The organism is Streptomyces sp. NPDC003300 (assembly GCF_040610915.1).
Lineage (GTDB): Bacteria > Actinomycetota > Actinomycetes > Streptomycetales > Streptomycetaceae > Actinacidiphila.
The window spans coordinates 36,624-56,707 of sequence record NZ_JBEXNE010000028.1 but is presented as its reverse complement, the minus strand read 5'-3'; the positions used below and the strand labels follow the sequence as shown (position 1 = coordinate 56,707).

Below are 20,084 nucleotides of genomic sequence, written 5' to 3'. Positions count from 1 at the left end.
ATGGGGACGCTAGCGGGGTGCGCGGTCCCACGGCAAGGCGAGGCCGGACCGGCGGCGGCCGGGAGGTCAACGGGCTTACGCGCGAGGGTCGTTCAGCCTGTCCAGGCGGGGTGTCGCGGGTCGTCGGCACGTACCAGGACATCGGCGGTCTGTTCCGGCATCGCCTCCCGGTCGTAACGGTCGAATGCGGGCAGCGTCCACCGGTCGGCCTGCGCCGTGCGCCGCTCCAGCGCGGCCGGGGACAGCCGCAGATGGACCGTCAGATCGAACGGCAGCCCCTGCCCGAGGAGCAGCGGCCCGTCGAGTACGAGGACGCCGCCGGGCGGCAGGCGCACGTAGTCGGCGCGCGTGGCGCGGTCGGTGGCGGCGTCCCACAGCGTCGGCAGGACGCGGCCCGAGCCGCCGGTGCCGAGCGGGTCGAGCACTTCGCGGCGCAGCGCGCCGGTGTCCAGCCAGAGCTGGTAGTACGCGTCGGCGTCCTGGTGGCCGTACTCGTAGCGCAGGGACGCGGGCCGCAGGAAGTCGGCGGCGCGCACCCGGAGCGCGCGGCGGCCGAGAGCGGGCAGCGCGGCGGCGACGGCGTCCGCCAGATCGCCGGGGCGGGCGGCGTCCGCGCCGTCCACGGCCACCCGCCACCAGGGCCCCGGCCCGTCCGCGCTCACCCCCGCGGTCGCGTCCGCGATCCGCTCGGCGAGGGTGTCGGCCAGCCGTGACCAGGTGATCGGGGTGAGCTGCACACCGGCCATCCTGCACCGCCGTCACCCGTTCGGGCGACTTCGCTGCGCCAGGAGCGGGGCGGGGGGCGCGGTGGGCACATGCACCGGTCCTGGCGGGCAATGCTCGCGCCGGGCACCGTTCGCCGCCTCCCCCACATGGTGGAAATTCGCTACAAATCACTCATTTGCCACCGTGCGTGATCTATTACTTTTTGTGAGCCTGGAAGAACTCATGGTGACCGTCCCCATCACCCAGGAGAAAGCCCAATGATCCTGTCGATCTCCGGCGTCGTCCTTCTCGGCGTCATCTGCTTCCTGTTCTTCCGCAAGGACGGGCTGAAGGTGTCCCACGGCCTCGTCTGCGCCCTCTTCGGCTTCTACCTCGCGGGCACGGCCATCGCCCCGAGCATCAAGGCGGGCGGCGCGAGCCTGGCCAGCCTGCTGGGCGGGATCAAGGTCTAGGGCCCCGGCCCGGGACCTGGCCGTCGCCGGCGGGCGGCCACTCCAGTACGGGCCCGGCGCGGTCGTCCGCTCCGGGCCCGTGTCCATTCCGGCCGCCGCCCGTCCCCCCCGCCGCACCCTCAGGGCGCCGCCCTTCCCCACGCGGCCCTTCCCGCACCCGAAGCCCGAACCCGAACCACCCATGGAGCACCCCGTGGCCAGGCGTCCCCTTCCCAGCATTCTGACCAGCCGACCCGCGCTCGTCCGCGGGCGCGATCTGGCGCGCAGCGCGGCAGACAGCGCCACCGACGTGCTCCATCCGGTCATCACCATCGCCCGCGGCATGCGCAAGCAGGTGCTGTGGGCGGGCGGCTGGTGGGGCCGCACCCCCAAGGACCGCCGCGGCCCCGCGCTGCTGCTGGCCGCCGCGGGCGTGGTCGTCGTCGTGATGATGCCGTACGGCCCGCTGCTGGCGATCGGCGCGATCATGGCGTCCGCCGCCTGGATGGGCCGCGACCGCACCCCCGCCGCCCCGGCGGGCCCGAGCGAGGCCGAGACCGGCCGGCTCCAGGCGCTGTACGAGGCGCTGGTGCCGTACCTGTCGGACGCCGGGGACCCCGCGCCGCTGTACGCGCACGAGGGAAGCTGGGAGAAGGTGTTCAGCGAGTACGAGTTCCAGGGCGGTCGGCTGGCCCGGCTGCACCTGCGCTACCCGGCGTACTTCACCGACGGCGAGGCCGAGTCGCGCGCCCGGGTGGAGCAGCTTCTGCACGCCAAGGCGGGCCGGGGCCGGGAGTACCGCTTCGACTGGAACGAGGAGGAGAACCACCTCACCCTCACCGCGCTGGCACCGCTGCCGACCGACATCGTCGCGCAGCGCTTCATCACCTCGCCCGGCGAGACGGTCCTCGGCTTCACCGACGCCGGGGCCGTCCAGCGGACGGTGCCGGTGACCGGCGGCGAGGGCACCAGGGACGCCCCGCCGGTCGTCTGGCGCACCGGCCCCCGCTCCACCGAGCCGCACCTGCTGGCGCTCGGCCAGCCCGGCACCGGCACCACCAGCCTGCTGCGGTCCATCGCGCTCCAGGCGCTGGTCCACGGTGACGTGGTGGTCGTGGACGGCAGCGGCACCGGTGAGTACGCGTCGCTGATCGGGCGGCCCGGCGTCCTCGCCGTGGAGGGCGGCCTGTCCGGCGCCTCCGCCACCCTCGAGTGGGCCGCGCACGAGACGGAACGGCGGCTCATCGCCGTCAACCGGGCGCGGCAGAACGGCGATCCGGTCTCCGAGGACGTACGCCGTCCGCTGTGGATCCTGGTGGACCGGCCCACCGCGCTGACCCAGCTCGCCCTCGCCGAGGGGCGGCCCGACCCGCAGACCCTCCTCGACGTCCCGCTGCGGCACGGGCGCGCGGCCAATGTCGCCGTCGCCGTCGCCGACCAGCTCGACGCCACGGAAGCGCTGGCGCCCGTCGTGATCGCCCAGACCCGGGCCCGGGTCGTCCTCGGGCCGCTCGCCCCCGAGCACGTCGAGGCCGTTCTCGGCGCCCCGCAGCGCACCACCCCGGCCGCCGACGTTCCCCCCGGCCGCGGGTACGCCCGGCTCGGCACCGGGCCCGTCCTGCGCCTCCAGGTGCCCTCCACTCCCGACCCCTACGACGACGAGTGCGCCCAGTCGCACCGCGACGCCGTCCTCGGCCTCCTCCCCACCACCTCCGAGGCCGAGGCCGACTCCGACTCCGTCGAGGTCCCCGAGCCCGAGGAGTCCTCTCCCGCCGTCCTCGAACCGGCCCCCGTCGCCCTCCGCAAGGACGCCGTCGTCCGCACCGTCGCCGACCTGGAACTCGGCTAGCCCCCTCTACGCCCCGCCGCGCGAGACGGTGAGCCGCTCTTCTTGGCCGCGCGGCGGCCCGCTGTCCGTACGTCGGGACGTGCCCCGTAGGGGCGCGGGGAACTGCGCGACCAGCCGTCGCGGCGGCGAGCTGTGAGAACCGGCCCCGGCGGGGCAGTCGCTGTCGTGTCCGGGCTGACAGCCCGTCGTGGCTGGGCGCGCAGTTCCCCGCGCCCCTGAAAGAGCGGCGCGCCGCCCCGGCGCAAAGGGGGCCGCAGAGGGGCCCTAGGCCACGAAGAGGCCGGTGGTTTCGCCGTCGGCGGCGCCGCCGGAGCGGACGACGTGGGCGGCTTGGGCAAGCCGGGCGGCAGCCTCAACGGCGGCGGCCCCGCTGACGGTGAAGGGAAGCCGGATGTACGGCTCAAAGGCGCCGTCGACGCCGAAGCGCGGCCCGGACGGCACGCGGACACCGAGCCGTTCACCGGCGACGGCCAGCCGCGAGCCGGACACGTCACCGGTGTGGACCCACATGGTCATACCGCCGCGGGGCACCGCGAAGTCCCAGTCGGGAGTGTGCTCACGCAAGGCGGCGACGAGGTCGTCGCGGCACTCGCGGGCCCGCTCGCGGCGAGCCGCGAGGGCCAGGTCCCAGCCGCCGCCGCGCAGCAGCCAGGCGACGGCGAGCTGGTCGACGACGGGCGAGCCGATGTCGAGGTAGGCGCGGGCCGAGACCAGGCGGCGTACGACGTCCGGGGTGGTGCGGACCCAGCCGATCCGCAGCCCCGCCCAGACCGCCTTGCTGGCGGAGCCCACGGTCATGACGGTGCCGCCGCGGTCGAAGGCGGCCATCGGCCGCACCCCCGACTCCTCACCGTCCAGCACGAGTTCGGCCATCGTCTCGTCGGCCACGACGACGGTGCCCGCCGCGCGCGCGGCCTCGACCAGGTCGCGCCGCTGGTCCTCCCCGATGAGACTGCCGGTCGGGTTGTGGAAGTCCGGCATGACGTACGCCATGCGCGGCGCGGCGTCCCGCAGCACGCGCCGCCAGGCGTCCATGTCCCAGCCGCCGAGCCCCTCGCGCAGCGTGACCGGCACGAGCCGGGAGCCGGTCTCGCGGAAGAGCTCCAGCACATTGGCGTAACTGGGCGACTCGACGGCGACCCGTTCCCCAAAGCCGACCAGCCGCCGGGCCGCCGCCGCGATGGCGCCCATCGCCCCGGTGGTCACCATGATCTGCTCCGGCATGGTGGGCACACCGCGCGCGGTGTAGCGGTCGGCGATGGCCTCGCGCAGCACCGGCAGCCCCGCGGGGAAGTCGCCGTGTGTGGCGGCGTAGGCGGGCAGTTCGGCGAGCGCGCCCTCCATCGCGCGGGTCAGCCACGGCTCGGGCGCGGGCAGCGAGGCGCAGCCGAGGTCGATCACGGACCCGGCGGCGTCCGGCGGCAGCGGCTCCAGGCTGCGCGAGGGCAGCACATGGCCGTCGGGGATCGCCGTCCAGCTTCCGGCGCCGCGCCGCGAGCGGGCGAATCCCTCGGCGCGCAGCGCCTCGTAGGCGGCGGCGACGGTGGTCCGGCTGACGCCGAGCGCGAGAGCCAGTTCCCGTTCCGCGGGCAGCCGCGCGGCGACCTGTACCCGGCCTTCGAGCACCAGCAGCCTGATCCCGTCGGCCAGCCCCCGGTAGGCGGGCAGTTTCCGCCCGTGGCCCGCCGCCGCTCCGGCGCCGCGGCCGCTTCGCGGGCGCGGTTCGAGAAGCCGGGCGAGGTGCGCGGCGCCGACCGTCGCAGTCCACTGGGACACAGAAATCAGTCCACCTTCCACAGATTGGCCGTGGATCCGAAGCACTTACAGGCCACAGAGTGGCATGTGCGCCAACACGTCCGCCAGGGGGGTTCCGTTGTTCTCGTCGTTCCCGCACCCGTCGCTCTCGCCGGTCCCGTACCGCCGCCTCGTCCGTCTCTACGTCGGGCTGGTCCTGTACGGGGCCAGCTCAGCGCTGATGATCCGCGCCGCGCTCGGCCTGGACCCGTGGGACGTCTTCCATCAGGGGCTGTCCCGGCTGACCGGACTGAGCATCGGCGTCGTCTCCATTGTCGTCGGCGCGGCCGTTCTCCTCCTGTGGTGGCCGATCCGGCAGCGCCCCGGCCTCGGCACGGTCTCCAACGTCTTCGTCGTGGGCCTGGCGATGGACGGGACCTGCCGCCTGGTGCCGCACGTGGAGGCCCTGGCCGTACGCGTCCCGCTGCTGGTGGCCGGGGTGGCGCTCAACGGCCTGGCGACCGGCCTCTACATCACCGCCCGTTTCGGCCCCGGTCCGCGCGACGGCCTGATGACCGGCCTGCACCGCAGGACCGGCCGTTCCGTACGGCTGGTGCGTACCGGCATCGAGGTGACCGTGCTGGCCGCCGGTTTCGCGCTGGGCGGCGGCGTGGGGGTCGGTACGGTGCTCTACGCGCTGGCCATCGGCCCGCTCGCACAGTTCTTCCTGCGGGTCTTCGCGGAACCGGAGGGAGCGCCGGGTCCGAGCGTGACCAAGGACGCGAACAGGGACGGGGCCACGGACGCGACCAGCGACGGGGAGGTGAATTCGGATACGAATTCGGGTGCTGACGCGGGCTCGACCCCGGACGTAATGCCCGCTTCTGCGGTGATTCGTCGGGACGCGCCCGAACGCGCTGCGGTCGATCCGATTTAGCCGGAGGCGGTGCGGACCGGTAGTGTACGCGGTTGGCCCAGCAGCTTGACCGTTACTGCACGCAAAAGATATGACGACACCGGGTGACATCTCCGCTCAGATGTGACAAACCGGGCACCGGTGGGTACAAACAGGGGCGACACGACGGGCGACGCATCTCCCTAAACGGGAATCTTCACCGCCGACCGGACGTTGACCGGATGACGACGACAGCGACACCTGTCCTGTGGGCGACCAAGCCCGGGAGGCACGATTCATGAGTGAGCGAGCTCTCCGCGGCACGCGACTCGGGGCCACCAGCTACGAGACCGACCGCGGTATCGATCTGGCCCCGCGCCAGACCGTTGAGTACGCATGCCGGAACGGACATCGATTTGAGATGCCGTTCTCGGTTGAGGCCGAGATTCCGCCGGAGTGGGAGTGCCGCGCCTGCGGCCAGACCGCCCTGCTGGTGGACGGAGAGGGCCCGGAGGAGAAGACGACCAAGCCCGCGCGCACGCACTGGGACATGCTGATGGAGCGGCGCACGCTCGAGGAGCTGGAGGAGGTGCTGGCCGAACGGCTGGCCGTCCTGCGCTCCGGAGCGATGAACATCGCCGTGCATCCGCGCGACAACCGCAAGAGCGCCTGACAGCGCGGGCTCACCCATGGGGGCGCCCCAGGGATCACCTCCCCGGGGACCAAGGCCCCCCGACACTTCCCCGCCGGGGGCGGAGCACCTGCTCCGCCCCCGGCGGGTTTTTGAGTGGCGCGGCGCTGATCCCGAGATCCGCGGGGCGCGGACCGCCGGACCCGCGCGCGTGATCAGTCCCGGTGGTCGACGACCTCGCCCTGGATGACCTTGCCGTCGGGCTTGTGGATCCGGATCTGCTCGTTGGCGTCCCGCGCCTGCTGGAAGAGGTCGCCGACGGAGCCGGGCTCCCCGGCGGCGGGCCGCGCCGCGAGGGCGCGGGCGTTGAGCCGGTCGACGCCCTTGCCGATGAGCCTGCGGGTCGGCGGGAAGAGCAGGAACAGCGCCACGGCGTCGGAGAGGAAGCCGGGGATGATCAGCAGCAGGCCGCCGAGCATCGCCAGTCCGTTGCGCCCCTTGCTCTCGGCGGGCGGGGTCGGGGCCGCGTTCGGGTCCCGCGCGGCCTGCGCCTGGGCGGCCTGCACCTGCGCGGTCAGATTCCGCCACGCGCTGCGCCCGGCCCGCTTGACCGCGCTCGCGCCCAGTATCAGCCCGGCGACGATCAGCAGGAAGACCGTCAGCCCGCTGGTCGCCCCCGCCACCACGATGAGCAGCCAGATCTCCAGCACCGCCCAGGCCGCGACGGCCAGCGGCAGGATGGTGCGGACGCGCGAACGGCGCCGTCGCCGCGGGCCGGGCTGCTGCGGACGGACAGAGGGCGGAGTGCTCATCGTCATAGCTCAAGTGTGCCAAAGATCAGGTAAAGACCGGATCGGTGGACGCTTCCCTCTTCGGGTTCCGCGGGGGATTCCCGCGGACGCCCGTGCGCACGTCCGCGCGTCCCGCCCCCGCATACCCCACGAAGGGGCTCAGGGGGCCGTGAGCGGCCTTACGCCTTGCGGCCGACGATCTTGCCCGCCCGGGAGCCCACGCCCCACGCGGTGACCCGCCACAGCGCCTCGACCACGATGTTGCGGCTCATCTTGCTGTCGCCGCGCTCGCGTTCGACGAAGGTGATCGGCACCTCGACCACGTGGAAGCCGCCCTTGACCGCGCGCCAGGCGAGGTCCACCTGGAAGCAGTAGCCGGCGGAGGCGATCTCGGCCATGCCGAGACCTTCCAGGGTCTCCTTGCGGAAGGCGCGGTAGCCGCCGGTCACGTCACGGATCGGGACGTCCAGCAGGAGCCGGGAGTAGGTGCTGCCGCCGCGCGACAGATACTCGCGGGACTTCGGCCAGTTGACGACCCGTCCGCCCGGGATCCAGCGCGAACCGAGCACCAGGTCCGCGCTCTTGAGCGCGGTCAGCAGCCGGGGCAGTTCCTCCGGCTGGTGGGAGCCGTCCGCGTCCATCTCGACCAGGACGCCGTAGCCGTGGTCGATGCCCCACTGGAAGCCGGCGAGGTACGCCGCGCCCAGGCCCTCCTTGCCCTGCCGGTGCAGGACGTGGACCTGCTCGTCGGCGCCCGCCAGCTCGTCGGCGAGCTTCCCGGTGCCGTCCGGGCTGTTGTCGTCGGCGACGAGGATGTGGGCGTCGGGTACCGACGTGCGCACCCGCTGCACGATCGGCTTGATGTTCTCGGCCTCGTTGTAGGTCGGGATGATGACCAGAACCTTGCCGAGCGGCCCGAAGCTCCGCTGCTCGCCGTCGTTCACTACTGCCCCTTTGCCATGCCCATGCGTGTGCGGTCGCGCCTGCCGAGCGCGAAGGCGACCGCACAGGACAGGAGCCCAACAATAGCGAGTGACCACTCAGGAAACGTACCGACGCGGTCGGCGAGAGTGATCTCGTCGCGCAGCGGGATGTCGGCACTCAGCACCTGCTGGGTGAACTCCGCGCTCTGCTGTTCGATCTTGCCATCAGGAGCGACGATCGCGCTGATTCCGCTGGTCGCGGCGGTGACGATGGCGCGGCCGTGCTCGACGGCGCGCAGCCGGGACATGGCGAGCTGCTGTTCGGGCTGGCCGGTGCGGCCGTAGGTGGCGTTGTTGGTCTGGACGACCAGGGCCCGCGCCCCGGCTTTCACCGTGTCGCGCACGATGCCGTCGTAGGCGACCTCGAAGCAGATCACGTCGCCGAGTTCGGCCGGGCCGATCCGCATCACGCCGGTGCCCTTGCCGGGGTAGAAGTCCCGCGGGATCTGGTTGAGCATCGGGACGACCTTGGTCAGCGCCTTGCGGAAGGGCACGTACTCGCCGAACGGCACCGGGTGCTGCTTGGTGTAGTGGGCGCCGGGGCCGGTGACCGGGTCCCACACGATGCCCTCGTTCTGCACGTGGTCCTCGTCCGGGCCGTCGACCAGGGCGCCGACCAGCACCGGCACACCCACCGCCTTCACGGCCTCGGTGATCTTGTCGTACGCCTCCGGGTACGTGAAGGGGTCCAGGTCGGAGGAGTTCTCCGGCCACAGCACGATGTCGGGCTTGGGCACCTTGCCCGCCTCGATGTCGGCGGCGAGCTTGAGGGTGGCCTGTACGTGGTTGTTGAGGATCTGCATCGGTCGGCCGAGGAAGTGCATGCCGGGCTGCTGCACATTGCCCTGGACGACGGCGACGCGCACGTGGCCGACGGCATTGGTGTGCACCGGCACGAGCAGGCCGGACAGCAGGACGGCCACCGACAGGGCCAGGGCGGTCACGCCCGGCAGGACGGCGGCGCGGCGGGCTTTGTACGCCCGGTACCCGGCCAGGGCCGCCGCGGCCAGCAGCGTGCCGCTGAGCGCCACCGCGAAGGTCACCAGCGGGGCGCCGCCGAGCGCGGCGAGCGGGGTGTACGGGGAGGCGGTGTTGGCGAACGCCAGGCGCCCCCACGGGAAGCCGCCGAACGGCAGCCGGTCGCGTACCAGCTCCTGTGCGACCCACAGGCACGCGGTCCACAGCGGCCAGCCGGGCAGCCGCCGGGCGAGCACGATCAGCGCGGCCATCAGCACGAGGTACGCCGCCTCGACCGCCGACAGCAGCGGTACGGCCAGCCAGATCACCGAGCGCAGCCACACCAGGAGCCACAGGAAGAAGGGGAACGCGAAGGCGAAGCCCAGCCAGGCCGCCTGGCGCACCGTCCTGCCCTCGAGCACCAGTGCCAGGGCCGCCACCGCCACCACCGACAGCGGCCACACCCCGTACGGCGGAAACGCCAGCGCCAGCGCGCAGCCGCTCACCGCGGCCACCGCCGACCTGGGCGCGGCCGCCCGCGCCGCCGCCGCGAACCGCTCGCGGCGCGACGCCTTCCCCTCCGCCCCAACCCCTGGCGCCGCTGACGGCTCCGTCAACGGCTCAACCGCGGTCGCCGCGGAAACGGTGTCGGGTCGCGGGCGCACGTCGCGGCCTTTCTTGCAGGTGAAGTGGTGATGAAGGCGACGGTACCCCGCCCCACCCGCCTGGGGGCACCCCCGGACGAAGTCTGGGGACCCCCAGGCCGCGGAACAGAGAGCGGAAGGGCAGCGGAACGGGCCCAGGCGCCCATCGGGCCGACGCGGGACCCTCCCCCAGACTCCGTCCGGGGGGACCCCCAGACTGCGGGAGGGCAACGGAACGGACCCGGACGCCCTTCGGGCCGACCTGGGACCCTCCCCCAGACTCCGTCCGGGGGGACCCCCAGACTGCGGGAGGGCAACGGAACGGGCCCGGACGCCCTTCGGGCCGACCTGGGACCCGCTGGCTGCGGGTCAGTACCAAGGCCGTTGTCTACTGGGCGTCCGGGCCCTTCCCGGGTCACACCTGCCGACCGGGGCGCGTACGCGTTCCGGCGCCGCTGACGCTGGACCTGGCTGCCAGTGGCGGCGTGCACGTGCGGCGCGGCGCCCCATGGCCCAGCGGCGGTCGACAGAACCGCGGAGGGCCCCCGGTCCGACGTCCTGTGGTGGACTTGGCCGAACCTACTCGCCTCCGACCATCGGCTGTCAACACCCCCTTGACCTGCGGGGTTTCGCCAAATCAGCAGGTCAGTGCGGGGCCCTGCGACACACCGCGACAGGCCGAGGGCACACCGTTCGGCCGCATGTGCCGAGCGATGCTCACCCGTTCGGCCGCTCGAAGACGGTACGGCCGCCGACGACGGTGCGCAGGGCGGACGGAAGCGGGCGTCCGGGGGTGAGATCGGGCAGGCCCGGGGTGCCGGAGCGCGGGTCGGTGGACCAGTTGGCGACGCGTTCGTCGGGGGCCTGGACGACGAGGTCGCCGCTGTCCCAGACGGCGTAGTCGGCGGGGGCGCCGGGGACCAGGACGCCGGTGTCGTCCCGCCCGATGGCGCGCCAGCCGCCACGGGTGTGGGCGTTGAAGGCGGCGCGAGCCGAGACGCGGTGCTCGGGGGTGCGGTGGAAGGCGGCGGCGCGGACGGCGCCCCAGGGGTCGAGCGGGGTGACGGGGCTGTCGGAGCCGAGGACCAGCGGCACCCCGGCACGGGTCATGGCGGCGAAGGGGTTGAGGTCGCGGGCCCGGTCGGCGCCGAGCCGGTCGGCGTACATGCCGTCCTCACCGCCCCAGGCCGCGTCGAAGGCGGGCTGCACGGAGGCCACGAGGCCGAATTCGGCGAAGGCCGCGATGGTGTCGGGGGTCATCAGTTCGGCGTGCTCCACGCGGTGCCGCAGGGCCCTGACGCGTTCCAGGCCGACGGCCGCGGCGGCGGCCCGTACGCCGTCGACGACCGCGCCGATCGCCGCGTCCCCGATGGCGTGGAAACCGGCCTGGAGGCCCGCTTCCGTGCAGAGGGTGAGGTGGCGGGCGATGGTCTCGGCGTCCAGGTAGCTGACGCCGGTGTGCGCCGCGTCGGCGTACGGGGCGTGCAGGCAGGCGGTGTGGGAGCCGATCGAGCCGTCCACGAAGAGGTCGCCGCCCGCGCCGATCGCGCCGAGGTCCCTGACCCGGTCGAGGTCGGCGGGGGTGGACGCGGCCTGCGCCCAGTAGCCGAAGACCCGCGGCCCGGCGTCGGCGGCGGCCAGCGCGAGGAGGCCGGTGAGGTCGTCCTCGGAGGAGATGTCGGGGCCCGCGCACTCGTGCAGCGCGCCGATGCCCTGTTCCGCGGCGTGCAGCAGCGCGGCGCGCTGGGCGGCGGCGCGCTGGGCGGGGGTGACGGCGGTGTACGCGGCGCGGCGTACCGCGTGGTGCGCGTCGCGGGTCAGCGGCGCCTGCGGGTCGAAGCCGGGCTCGTCCCGGACGCCGGGCACCAGGTCGAGCAGCGCGGTGCTGACGGCGGCCGAGTGGACGTCCGTACGGGTCAGGTAGAGGGGTCGTCCGCCGACCGCCTCGTCCAGCTCCGCGCGGGTCGGTGTGCGCCGCTCGGGCCACCGGCTCTCGTCCCAGCCGTGGCCGAGCAGCACGCGGTCGGCGGGCCGCTCGGCGGCGTACGCGGCCGTACGGGTCAGCGCGTCGGCCAGCGACGCGGCGCCGGACAGGTCGAGGCCGGTGAGGGCGAAGCCGGTGGCGGTGGTGTGCACGTGCGCGTCGGTGAAGGCCGGGGTCACCAGCGCCCCTTCGAGCTGGACGACACGGTCCACGCCGTCCGCGAAGGAGTCCGCGGCCCCTTCGGAACCGACCCACGCGACGGTGCCGCCGTCCACGACCATCGCGGTCGCGAAGGGGTCGGCGGGGCTGTAGACGGCGCCGCCGCGGAGCAGGACGGTGCCGGTCGGCGCGGGGGTGGCGGGGGGCTGCGGAGTGGAGGTGCGGTGCATGGGCACAAGTCTCCCCCGGTCGGGGCGCGCGCCGGACTCCGGGGTGGCGCCCCCTGCGCCTGCGCGCCTCCCGTGACGGCGGGTCCGTGGCGGCCGGACTCACGGCTCAGACGCGCGGCGGCCTGGCCTCGTACGCCGTGGACAGGACGACCGTGGTGCGGGTGGAGACGCCCGCGAGGGTGCGGATCCGGGTCAGGAGGTGTTCCAGCTCGATGGGGGCGGAGACCCGCACCTTGAGGATGTAGTTCTCGTCGCCCGCGACGCTGTGGCACGCCTCGATCTCGGGGACCTCGGCGAGGCGGTCCGCGATGTCGTCGGGGGCGCTGGGGTCGAACGGTTTGACGGAGATGAAGGCCGTCAGGGACAGGCCGACCGCCTCGGGGTCGACGATGGCCGCGTAGCCGCGGATCACCCCGCGCTGTTCGAGCCTGCGCACGCGCTGGTGCACCGCCGAGGTGGACAGGCCGGTGGCCTTGCCCAGGTCGGTGTAGCTCATGCGCCCGTCGGCGACGAGAAGTTCCACGATGTGCCGGTCCAACTCCTCCATAGCGGATGACCTTACCCATAGGCACAGCGCCGCGTTACGTATGCATGTGCACGGTTCGGTCACATCCCGGGCCGGGTGTCGCCGTCGCGCTCACGCGGGCAGCAGCCGGTCCAGGTGGGCGTTGCTGAAGGTGCGGCCCGGATCCAGCTCGGCGGCCAGCGCCCGGAAGTCCGCCATACGGGGGTAGCGGGACCTGACCTCGGCGGCGTCGGCGACGTAGACCTTGCCCCAGTGCGGGCGCGGCGCGTACGGCGCGAGGCGCTGTTCGAGGCGGGCGAGGACGGGGAGGACGGCGGCGGTGTCCGGCACCCAGGTGAAGTGGAAGGCGACGCAGTCGTGCCCGTAGGCGGGGCTGAGCCAGAGCCGGTCGGCGGCGACGGTCCGCACTTCGCAGATCTGGAGCAGCGGCGCGATATCGGCGCCGAGCGCGGCGAGGGCGTGGAGCGCGGGCAGGGCGTGTTCGCGGGGCAGCAGGTATTCGGACTGCAACTCGGCGCCGCTGCTAGGGGTGAATCCCGGCCTGAAGTGCGGCAGTCGCTCGTGCCAGGGTCCGGCCACGCCCTGCTGCGCGGTGCAGTTCACCGGGTCGGCGCCGGGGACGGGGTGCATCGGCCCGGTGGCGGGCGCGGCCCAGGGGAATTCGGGCGCGGGCGCGTCGGCGAGCTGCTTGAGCCAGACCTGCCCGAAGCGCGGCGCGCGCCAGTCGGTGAACATGCTGACGCTGTACGCGGCCCCGGTGATCGCGTCGAAGTGCCCGTCCAGGTCGGCCAGTTCGAGCCCGGTGAAGACGTGCTGGCGGAGGGCGAAGTCGGGGACCAGGTCGAGGGTGAGGGCGGTGACGACGCCGAGCGCGCCGAGCGAGACCACGGCGCCGTCGAAGCGGTCGGCGTCCTTGTCCCGGCTGAGCACGGCGACTTCGCCGTCCGCGGTGACGAGTTCGAGGGCGCTGACGGAGGTGCCGAGGCCGCCGTTGGCGTTGCCGGAGCCGTGGGTGCCGGTGGCGACGCTGCCCGCCACCGAAATGTGCGGCAGCGATGCCATGTTGGGCAGCGCGAAGCCGGACTCGTGCAGCCGCTGGGCGAGTTCGGCGTAGCGGACGCCCGCGGCGACGCGGACGGTGGCCGCGGCCCTGTCGATGTCGATCTCCGGTGGCAGGCCGGAGAGTTCGACGAGGGCGCCGTCGGTGTCGGCGATGTCGTTGAAGGAGTGGCCGCTGCCCAGCACCCGCACGCGGCGGCTCGCGGCGACCAGGGAGCGCAGGGCGCCGGTCGACTCCGGGCGGTGCACCCGTTCCGCCGAGAAGGTGATGTTCCCGGCCCAGTTGGTCCGCATCCCACCGTCACGCATTACGCCGCCACCCGTCACGCATCACGTCGCCACGCATTCTGCCGAGCCGCTTCCACCGGTCGGCGGGGCCCTGCCCGGCCACGCCCGCTCGCACCTTATCCGGCACTCCCGCAAGATGCCGCGCGGGGGCACGAGGGGTGCGCGGAGGCATGGTGAGGGCGCATGGACCGGGCAAAAGGCGGGATGTGACGAAGGCCACACCCCATGCATCCCTATGAGGTCGATGGCGTGATTACCCGCGTAGCGCGGCGGGAAGTGCTCGCTATGGCCGCGGGATTGACGCCGGGCCGGCCCGATGGAGGGCACATCCGTCCGATGGGGGAGACGCGAATATGCGTAACCATGTGCGCCACAACCGCAGTGAGCGGACCCAGCCGGCGCCCGAGGAGGGGCACGAACGCGAATTCGCGCTCGCGCTGCTGCCGGGACTGCCGGACGCCGACGACACGGATGACTCGTTCGAGGACGATCTCGACCTGGTCCGGGTGGACTGCCCGGAGTGCGCGCGGCCGATCGCGGTCTTCGCCGACGAGGACCGGCTTCCGGAGCACGCCCTGTGCCCCACGCCGTGGAACCCCTTCGGCCTCACCGTCTGCTCCGGCTCGGGCCGCCCCGTCGAGGAGGCCCGCCCCCTCGTCGGCTCCCTGCCCGGCGAGGTCCACGACCTCGACCTCGGCACCCTCCTGGTCCTGCCCGACACCCTGGACTGGCGCACCCAGCCCTTCTCGCACGTGGGCGGCCCCGGCTCGCGCCCCTTCCGGGTACCGGCGCCCCGCGCGGCCTGATCCGGCGCCCCGACCGGGGCGCCGGGGTACCGCCCGCCGCCGGGCGACCGCTCAGCTCCGCGACTCGGGGCCCGCCACGTGGCGCGCGATCACCATGCGCTGGATCTGGTTGGTGCCCTCGACGATCTGCAACACCTTGGCCTCGCGCATGTACCGCTCCACGGGGAAGTCGGCCGTGTAGCCGTAGCCGCCCAGGAGCTGGACGGCGTCCGTCGTCACCTGCATCGCCGCGTCGGTGCAGAAGAGCTTGGCCATGGCGGCCTGCCGGGAGAAGTCGAGACCGGCGTCGCGGGTCCTGGCCGCGGCCAGGTACAGGGCGCGGCCCGCCTCGATCTTGGTGGCCATGTCGGCGATCATGAAGCGCAGCCCCTGGAAGTCGGCCAGGGGCCGGGCGAATTGGCGCCGCTCCTTGACGTACGCGAGACCGGCGTCCAGCGCGGCCTGGGCGAGGCCGACGGCGCAGGCGGCGATGCCGAGCCGCCCGGCGTCCAGCGCGGCCAGCGCGATGGCGAACCCCTGGCCCTCCTCGCCGATGCGGCGGCTGTCGGGGACGGTCACGCCGTCGAAGTGCACCTGCGCGGTGGGCGAGCCGTTCATGCCCATCTTCCGCTCGGGCGCGGCGGCGCTCAGGCCCGGCGCGTCGCCCGGCACCAGATACGCGGAGATGCCGCGCGCGCCGTCGCCGCCGCTGCGGGCCAGGACGGTGTAGAAGTCGGCGACCCCGCCGTGGGTGATCCACGCCTTGGTGCCGTCGATCGTCCAGTTCCCGGCGTCGCCGTCCGCGCCGCCCCCGTCCGCGCCGCCGCCGGTACGTACGGCGCGCGTCCGCAGGCTGGCCGCGTCGGAGCCCGCGGCGGGCTCGGAGAGGCAGTAGGCACCGAGGAGGCTGCCGCCCAGCATGGCGGGCAGGTGCTCGGCGCGCTGTTCCTTGGCGCCGAAGTGCGCGAGCGCGTGGCAGGCGAGGGTGTGGACGCTGACGCCGAGGCCGATGGTGAGGCGGGCCGCGGCCAGTTCCTCCAGCACCTGGAGATAGACCTCGTACGGCTGACCCCCGCCGCCGTGCTCCTCCGCGTACGGCAGGCCGAGCAGTCCGGTCTCCCCGATCAGCGCGAAGGTCTCACGCGGGAAGTGGCCCGCGTCCTCCTCCGCGGCGGCCGCGGGCGCGATCTCCCGCTGGGCCAGGTCCCGGGTGAGCGCGAGCAGATCCCGCGCCTCCTCGGTGGGCAGGTGGCGGACAACCGGCTGCGGGCCGTGCTGCGACATCGCGGCACGCTCCTCCCTGTCGGGGGCGTCGGCGGCACGCCCTGGGTGTGGCGGCGCCGTCGGTGGGCAGTGCCCATGAACCGATGGTCCCCTGCCGGGTCGCGGCACGCGGTGATCAGCGGTTCTGGCGCGTTGGAGTATGCCTGATCGGACGCGCCACGTCACGGGCGCGAGTGTGTCGTGTCTTTCCCGCCCGCCCACCCGTGCGGGTGTTTTTTCGTCTGCGGGTGCCGCTTGTGCCTGGTCGGTGCCGGGCCGGGGCACCTCCTCGAAATGCGGCTACCTGGCCTTGCTCATTCGGCACCGTCCCTGTCACCGCATTTCTGCGGGGGCACCCCGCCCCGTCCCCTCCTCGCCCGTCGGCGTCCGCCTGCCGGTGGGGGTTACCGGGAGGGGGTGGGTGGGGGCTCGGCCCCTGCGCCCCCCAACCCGCCCGCGTAGGCGGGAGGGGGATGGATGGGCTCGGGCACGTCGGCGTCCGACGGTCCACTGTGGCTAAGGAAAGTCCCAAAGACCGGTGACGACACCCGGCCGTTCCTCCACCGTGGAATCGACGGAGAGCGCCCCCTCAGGGCGGAAGACACCCGGGGCACCCTCACAATCTTGGACCCCCACCCCGGCCCCCCACGGACACGCGGACGCCGACATACCCGAGCCCACCCACCCCTTCTCGTCCGCCCCGGCTGGACGGTCGGTCGCGCAGGGGGCCGAGCCCCCACCCACCCCGTCCCATCCGCCCCAGGCGGACCGTCGGACGCCGACGTACCCGAGCCCACCCACCCCCTCCCGGCCACCCCCACCGGACAGGCGGACGCCGACGTACCGGGAGGGGACGGGCCGGGGTGCCCCCGCAGAAATGCGGTGACAGGGACGGTGCCGAATGAGCAAGGCCAGGTAGCCGCATTTCGAGGAGGTGCCCCGGACCGGCACCGACCAGGCACAAGCGGCACCCGCAGACGAAAAAACACCCGCACGGGTGGGCGGGTGGGCGGGAAAAGAAGCAAGACACGACTGGAGTGACAGGTGAGTACGGCGACGGAGGCGGATGAGTACGATCACGCTCCCACGGGGCCGCGAGCGGCCCTACGCTGCTGCCCATGGAGAGCTTGGACGCCACGGATCCGCGCACAGTCGGCGGATACCCGCTGTTCGCGCGGCTCGGCGCGGGCGGCATGGGACAGGTCTATCTGGCGCGCACCCCCGCCGGGAGGGCACTGGCGCTGAAGACCGTACGGTCCGAGTTCGGACTCGACCCCGGCTTCGGGGAGCGGTTCGCGCGGGAGATCCGCCACGCGGACCGCGTGCGTTCGCCGTGGACGGTGGCGGTGGTGGACTACAGCCCGCCCGGCACCCGCCCCCCGTGGCTGGCGACCGAGTACGTGGCGGCGCCCTCACTGGCCGAGTGGGTCTCGGCGCACGGCCCGCTGCCGGAACCGGCCCTGGCGTCGCTGGCCGCCGAACTCTGCGAGGCGCTGCGGTCGGTGCACGCGGTGGGTCTCGCGCACCGCGACGTGAAGCCGTCGAACGTACTGCTCGGCCCTGACCGGCCGCTGCTGATCGACTTCGGCATCGCGCGGGCCGCGGAGGACTCCCGGCACACCAGGACCGGCGGGGTGATCGGCTCCCCCGGCTATATGGCGCCCGAGCAGGCGACCGCGGGCGCGTCCGCCGAGCCCGGCGACCTGTTCGCGCTGGCGGCCGTACTGGTCTACGCGGGGACCGGGCACGGCCCGTTCAACCGGCCGGGCGAGGAGCCGTCGACGCCCGCGCTGATGTACCGGATCGTGCATGAGGACGGCGACCTCACCGGGCTGCCCGACGCGGTGGCGCCGCTGGTCCACGCGTGCCTCGCCAAGGAACCAGCCGACCGGCCGACCGCCGAGGAGGCGCTGGCGCTGCTGCGGGAGGCGGGGCACCGTACGGGCGTGTGGCACGAGGTCCCGCCGCCCGGCCTCACCGACGAGCTGCGCGGCCGAGAAGCGCGGGTCCGCACGCTGCTGGCGGACCCGACGGCCGCCGTGGGGCCGTCGCCCTACTCCCCCACGGCGCCGCTGACCGCGCCCGGCCGCGGCCCCGGCTCCGGAGGCCAGACCCCCGCTCCCCCGCACGCCGCGTACGCGCCGCCGCGTACGCCGTCGCCCCTGCCGGGCCCCGTCCGGCCCACCGGGCCGTACTCGGGGCCGCAGCCCGCACCGTGGGGTGCCGCGCGCCGCGCGCCGGGGATGGGCCGCGGTGCCCGCGTCGGACTGGTCGTCGCGGGCGTGCTGGCCCTGTGCGTGGTGGTCGGCGTGATCCTCGACCAGCAGCGCGGCTCCGGCGACGACAACAACGGGAATCCCGGCCCGAGCACGAGCACCCACACCTCCGCGCCCGCCGACGCGCTGCCCGCTTCGTGGGTCGGCACCTGGGTCGGTACGGGGCCCGGCAATCCGAGCGGCAGCGGCGGCCAGCCGCGCAGCGACCGGTTCACCGTCACGCTCACCCTGCACGCGGGGGCGCGCGGCGAGGCCGTCGGCCAGGACGTCAGCAACATCCCCGAGGCGGGCACGGGGGCGGAGCGGGGCTGTACGGAGGCGCTGTCGCTGGCGCAGGTCCGGGGGAACACCATGACCTTGCGGGTCACCGCCGCCGAGCCCACGGACCCCGACTCGTCGCTGACCTGTCTGACAGGGCATGAGTACTCCGTCTCCATGACGGACGCGCGCACCCTGCGGATCGAGGCGGGGCCGCAGGCCGAGGGCGCCCCGAGCACGCTCACCAAGCGGAGCTGACGGGGAAGGCGCCGGTCAGGTTCCGGTGAGCCGCAGGCCCGCCCAGAGCGCGACCGTGGAGGCGATGAGCGTCGGCGGCACCGTGAGCAGCCCGAGCCGGGTGAAGGTGCGCAGGTCGGAGTCGGTGCCGTGGTCGCGCAGCACGCGCCGCCACAGCAGGGTGGCGAGCGAGCCCGCGTAGGTGAGGTTGGGGCCGAGGTTGACGCCGATGAGCACGGCGAGCACCGGGCCGGGGCCGCCCGCGGCGGCCAGCGGGAGCAGTGCGAGCACGGCGGGCAGGTTGTTGATCAGATTGGCCAGGACGGCGGCGAACGCGGCGGTCCCGAGCAGCGCGAGCAGGCCGCTGCCGTGCGGCAGCACCCGGTCGGCGGCGTCGGACAGCCCGTTGTCGACCACGGCCTTCACCACGACGCCGAGGGCGAGCACGAACAGGCAGAACAGCGGCCCGGCCGCCGCGACCAGGCCGCGGACCGTCGCCCGGCGGCGGCGCAGCGCCCGTACGCCCAGGACCAGCGCGCCCGCGAGCGCCGCCCAGGCGGGGTTGAGGCCGCCGAGCGAGGTGACCGCGAAGCCGGCCAGGGTCAGGCCGAGGACGACCAGCGTGAACACCGGTACGGCCGGCGGCTCGCCCTGCTCCGGCGGGTGCTCGCGGACGGCGAGGTCGGCGGCGAAGTAGCGGCGGAAGACGGCGTATTCGATGCCGACGGACAGCAGCCACGGCAGGGTCATCAGGAGCGCGAAGCGGGTGAAGGACACGCCGGCGGCCGTGAAGGCCAGCAGATTGGTGAGGTTGGAGACCGGCAGGAGCAGGGAGGCGGAGTTGGCCAGGTGCGCGGTCGCGTACAGGTGCGGGCGCGCCTTGGCACCCGCCCGCGCGGCCGTCGCGATGATCACCGGGGTGAGCAGGACGACGGTCGCGTCCAGGCTGAGCACCGCCGTGACCAGCGCGGCCACGACGAACACCCCGGCCAGCAGCCGCTTGGGCTCGCCCCGGCAGGCCCGCGCGACCGCGTCGCCCGCCGCTGTGAACAGACCGTCGTCGGCGCACAGTTCCGCCAGGACGAGCACGGCCGCCAGGAAGCCGACGACCGGCAGCAGTTCCCTGGTCTCGTGCCAGGCGGCGGACGGCGTCACCGCCCCGATGCCGATGAGCAGTCCCGCGGCGGGCACCGCGGCCACCGCCTCGGGCCAGCCGCGCGGGCGCAGGACGGCGAAGCCGAGGACCAGCAGGAGAGCGAGGGCGGAGATCGTCTCCGCGACGGCGGTGTTCAGGGGGCTCTCCTCGGACGGACCACGGGCTCGCGTACCGCCTGATTCCACCACGTGGGCCGCGCGGCTCCGCCCCGACGCCCGCCCG

General features: G+C 73.9%; 16 protein-coding genes. 6 read left to right on the top strand and 10 right to left on the bottom strand.

Annotated elements, in window-relative coordinates:
* Positions 1–92 precede the first annotated feature (92 nt).
* Positions 93–737, bottom strand: a complete 645-nt coding sequence (locus tag ABZX65_RS30530) for a uridine kinase (protein ID WP_355347162.1) — start codon at positions 735–737, stop codon at positions 93–95.
* A 246-nt stretch (positions 738–983) separates the two neighbouring features.
* Between ABZX65_RS30530 and ABZX65_RS30525 the strand changes: the two genes are divergently transcribed.
* Both ABZX65_RS30525 and ABZX65_RS30520 read left to right on the top strand, forming a co-directional pair.
* Positions 984–1,178: a hypothetical protein gene (locus tag ABZX65_RS30525; RefSeq protein WP_188279792.1), complete on the top strand. Its 195-nt coding sequence runs from the start codon at positions 984–986 to the stop codon at positions 1,176–1,178.
* A 193-nt stretch (positions 1,179–1,371) separates the two neighbouring features.
* On the top strand, positions 1,372–3,006 hold the full coding sequence (locus ABZX65_RS30520; RefSeq protein WP_355347158.1) for a hypothetical protein: 1,635 nt from the start codon (positions 1,372–1,374) through the stop codon (positions 3,004–3,006).
* 264 nt (positions 3,007–3,270) lie between these two features.
* On the opposite strand, the gene ABZX65_RS30515 is transcribed toward ABZX65_RS30520, so the two are convergent.
* The gene (locus tag ABZX65_RS30515) at positions 3,271–4,782 is read right to left on the bottom strand and encodes a PLP-dependent aminotransferase family protein (RefSeq protein WP_355347155.1); all 1,512 of its coding nucleotides are present in this window, start codon (positions 4,780–4,782) and stop codon (positions 3,271–3,273) included.
* 199 nt (positions 4,783–4,981) lie between these two features.
* On the opposite strand from ABZX65_RS30515, the gene ABZX65_RS30510 reads away from it, so the two are divergent.
* Both ABZX65_RS30510 and ABZX65_RS30505 read left to right on the top strand, forming a co-directional pair.
* Positions 4,982–5,677, top strand: a complete 696-nt coding sequence (locus ABZX65_RS30510; RefSeq protein WP_355347219.1) for a hypothetical protein — start codon at positions 4,982–4,984, stop codon at positions 5,675–5,677.
* Positions 5,678–5,933: 256 nt separating this feature from the next.
* Complete coding sequence (locus ABZX65_RS30505; RefSeq protein WP_093713023.1) at positions 5,934–6,308, top strand: RNA polymerase-binding protein RbpA; 375 nt, start codon at positions 5,934–5,936, stop codon at positions 6,306–6,308.
* Positions 6,309–6,481: 173 nt separating this feature from the next.
* Here ABZX65_RS30505 and fxsA read toward each other — a convergent pair whose 3' ends face one another.
* From fxsA to ABZX65_RS30475, 6 genes are all read right to left on the bottom strand, one after another.
* Positions 6,482–7,084, bottom strand: coding sequence for an FxsA family membrane protein (gene fxsA, locus ABZX65_RS30500; RefSeq protein WP_355347151.1), 603 nt, complete (start codon positions 7,082–7,084; stop codon positions 6,482–6,484).
* Positions 7,085–7,236: 152 nt separating this feature from the next.
* Positions 7,237–8,001, bottom strand: coding sequence for a polyprenol monophosphomannose synthase (locus ABZX65_RS30495; protein WP_355347148.1), 765 nt, complete (start codon positions 7,999–8,001; stop codon positions 7,237–7,239).
* On the bottom strand, positions 8,001–9,614 hold the full coding sequence (lnt, locus tag ABZX65_RS30490; protein ID WP_355347145.1) for an apolipoprotein N-acyltransferase: 1,614 nt from the start codon (positions 9,612–9,614) through the stop codon (positions 8,001–8,003). Before lnt ends, ABZX65_RS30495 begins: the two co-directional genes overlap by 1 nt.
* A 744-nt stretch (positions 9,615–10,358) precedes the next feature.
* On the bottom strand, positions 10,359–12,014 hold the full coding sequence (locus ABZX65_RS30485; protein WP_355347142.1) for an amidohydrolase family protein: 1,656 nt from the start codon (positions 12,012–12,014) through the stop codon (positions 10,359–10,361).
* A gap of 106 nt (positions 12,015–12,120) precedes the next feature.
* Complete coding sequence (locus ABZX65_RS30480) at positions 12,121–12,561, bottom strand: Lrp/AsnC family transcriptional regulator (protein ID WP_355347139.1); 441 nt, start codon at positions 12,559–12,561, stop codon at positions 12,121–12,123.
* A gap of 90 nt (positions 12,562–12,651) precedes the next feature.
* Positions 12,652–13,893: an FAD-binding protein gene (locus tag ABZX65_RS30475; protein WP_355347136.1), complete on the bottom strand. Its 1,242-nt coding sequence runs from the start codon at positions 13,891–13,893 to the stop codon at positions 12,652–12,654.
* Between the two features lie 347 nt (positions 13,894–14,240).
* On the opposite strand from ABZX65_RS30475, the gene ABZX65_RS30470 reads away from it, so the two are divergent.
* Positions 14,241–14,693 carry a hypothetical protein gene (locus ABZX65_RS30470; RefSeq protein ID WP_355347133.1) on the top strand — a complete coding sequence of 151 codons (453 nt, stop codon included), beginning with the start codon at positions 14,241–14,243 and terminating at the stop codon, positions 14,691–14,693.
* A 51-nt stretch (positions 14,694–14,744) separates the two neighbouring features.
* Here the strand turns inward: ABZX65_RS30470 and ABZX65_RS30465 are convergent, their stop codons facing one another.
* Entirely contained in the window at positions 14,745–15,956 is a 1,212-nt protein-coding gene (locus tag ABZX65_RS30465) for an acyl-CoA dehydrogenase family protein (RefSeq protein WP_355347130.1), read from the bottom strand.
* A 1,097-nt stretch (positions 15,957–17,053) separates the two neighbouring features.
* Between ABZX65_RS30465 and ABZX65_RS30460 the strand changes: the two genes are divergently transcribed.
* Positions 17,054–18,727, top strand: coding sequence for a protein kinase (locus ABZX65_RS30460; RefSeq protein ID WP_355347127.1), 1,674 nt, complete (start codon positions 17,054–17,056; stop codon positions 18,725–18,727).
* A 15-nt stretch (positions 18,728–18,742) separates the two neighbouring features.
* Here the strand turns inward: ABZX65_RS30460 and ABZX65_RS30455 are convergent, their stop codons facing one another.
* Positions 18,743–19,999: an SLC13 family permease gene (locus ABZX65_RS30455; protein WP_355347213.1), complete on the bottom strand. Its 1,257-nt coding sequence runs from the start codon at positions 19,997–19,999 to the stop codon at positions 18,743–18,745.
* Positions 20,000–20,084: the final 85 nt, after the last annotated feature.

Coding starts and splice junctions, on each gene's coding strand:
- fxsA (WP_355347151.1), bottom strand. CDS start 7,084: ATGACGATGAGCACTCCGCCCTCTGTCCGTCCGCAGCAGCCCGGCCCG.
- ABZX65_RS30510 (WP_355347219.1), top strand. CDS start 4,982: ATGATCCGCGCCGCGCTCGGCCTGGACCCGTGGGACGTCTTCCATCAG.
- ABZX65_RS30485 (WP_355347142.1), bottom strand. CDS start 12,014: ATGCACCGCACCTCCACTCCGCAGCCCCCCGCCACCCCCGCGCCGACC.
- ABZX65_RS30525 (WP_188279792.1), top strand. CDS start 984: ATGATCCTGTCGATCTCCGGCGTCGTCCTTCTCGGCGTCATCTGCTTC.
- ABZX65_RS30465 (WP_355347130.1), bottom strand. CDS start 15,956: ATGTCGCAGCACGGCCCGCAGCCGGTTGTCCGCCACCTGCCCACCGAG.
- ABZX65_RS30480 (WP_355347139.1), bottom strand. CDS start 12,561: ATGGAGGAGTTGGACCGGCACATCGTGGAACTTCTCGTCGCCGACGGG.
- ABZX65_RS30460 (WP_355347127.1), top strand. CDS start 17,054: ATGGAGAGCTTGGACGCCACGGATCCGCGCACAGTCGGCGGATACCCG.
- ABZX65_RS30475 (WP_355347136.1), bottom strand. CDS start 13,893: ATGCGGACCAACTGGGCCGGGAACATCACCTTCTCGGCGGAACGGGTG.
- ABZX65_RS30470 (WP_355347133.1), top strand. CDS start 14,241: ATGCGTAACCATGTGCGCCACAACCGCAGTGAGCGGACCCAGCCGGCG.
- ABZX65_RS30505 (WP_093713023.1), top strand. CDS start 5,934: ATGAGTGAGCGAGCTCTCCGCGGCACGCGACTCGGGGCCACCAGCTAC.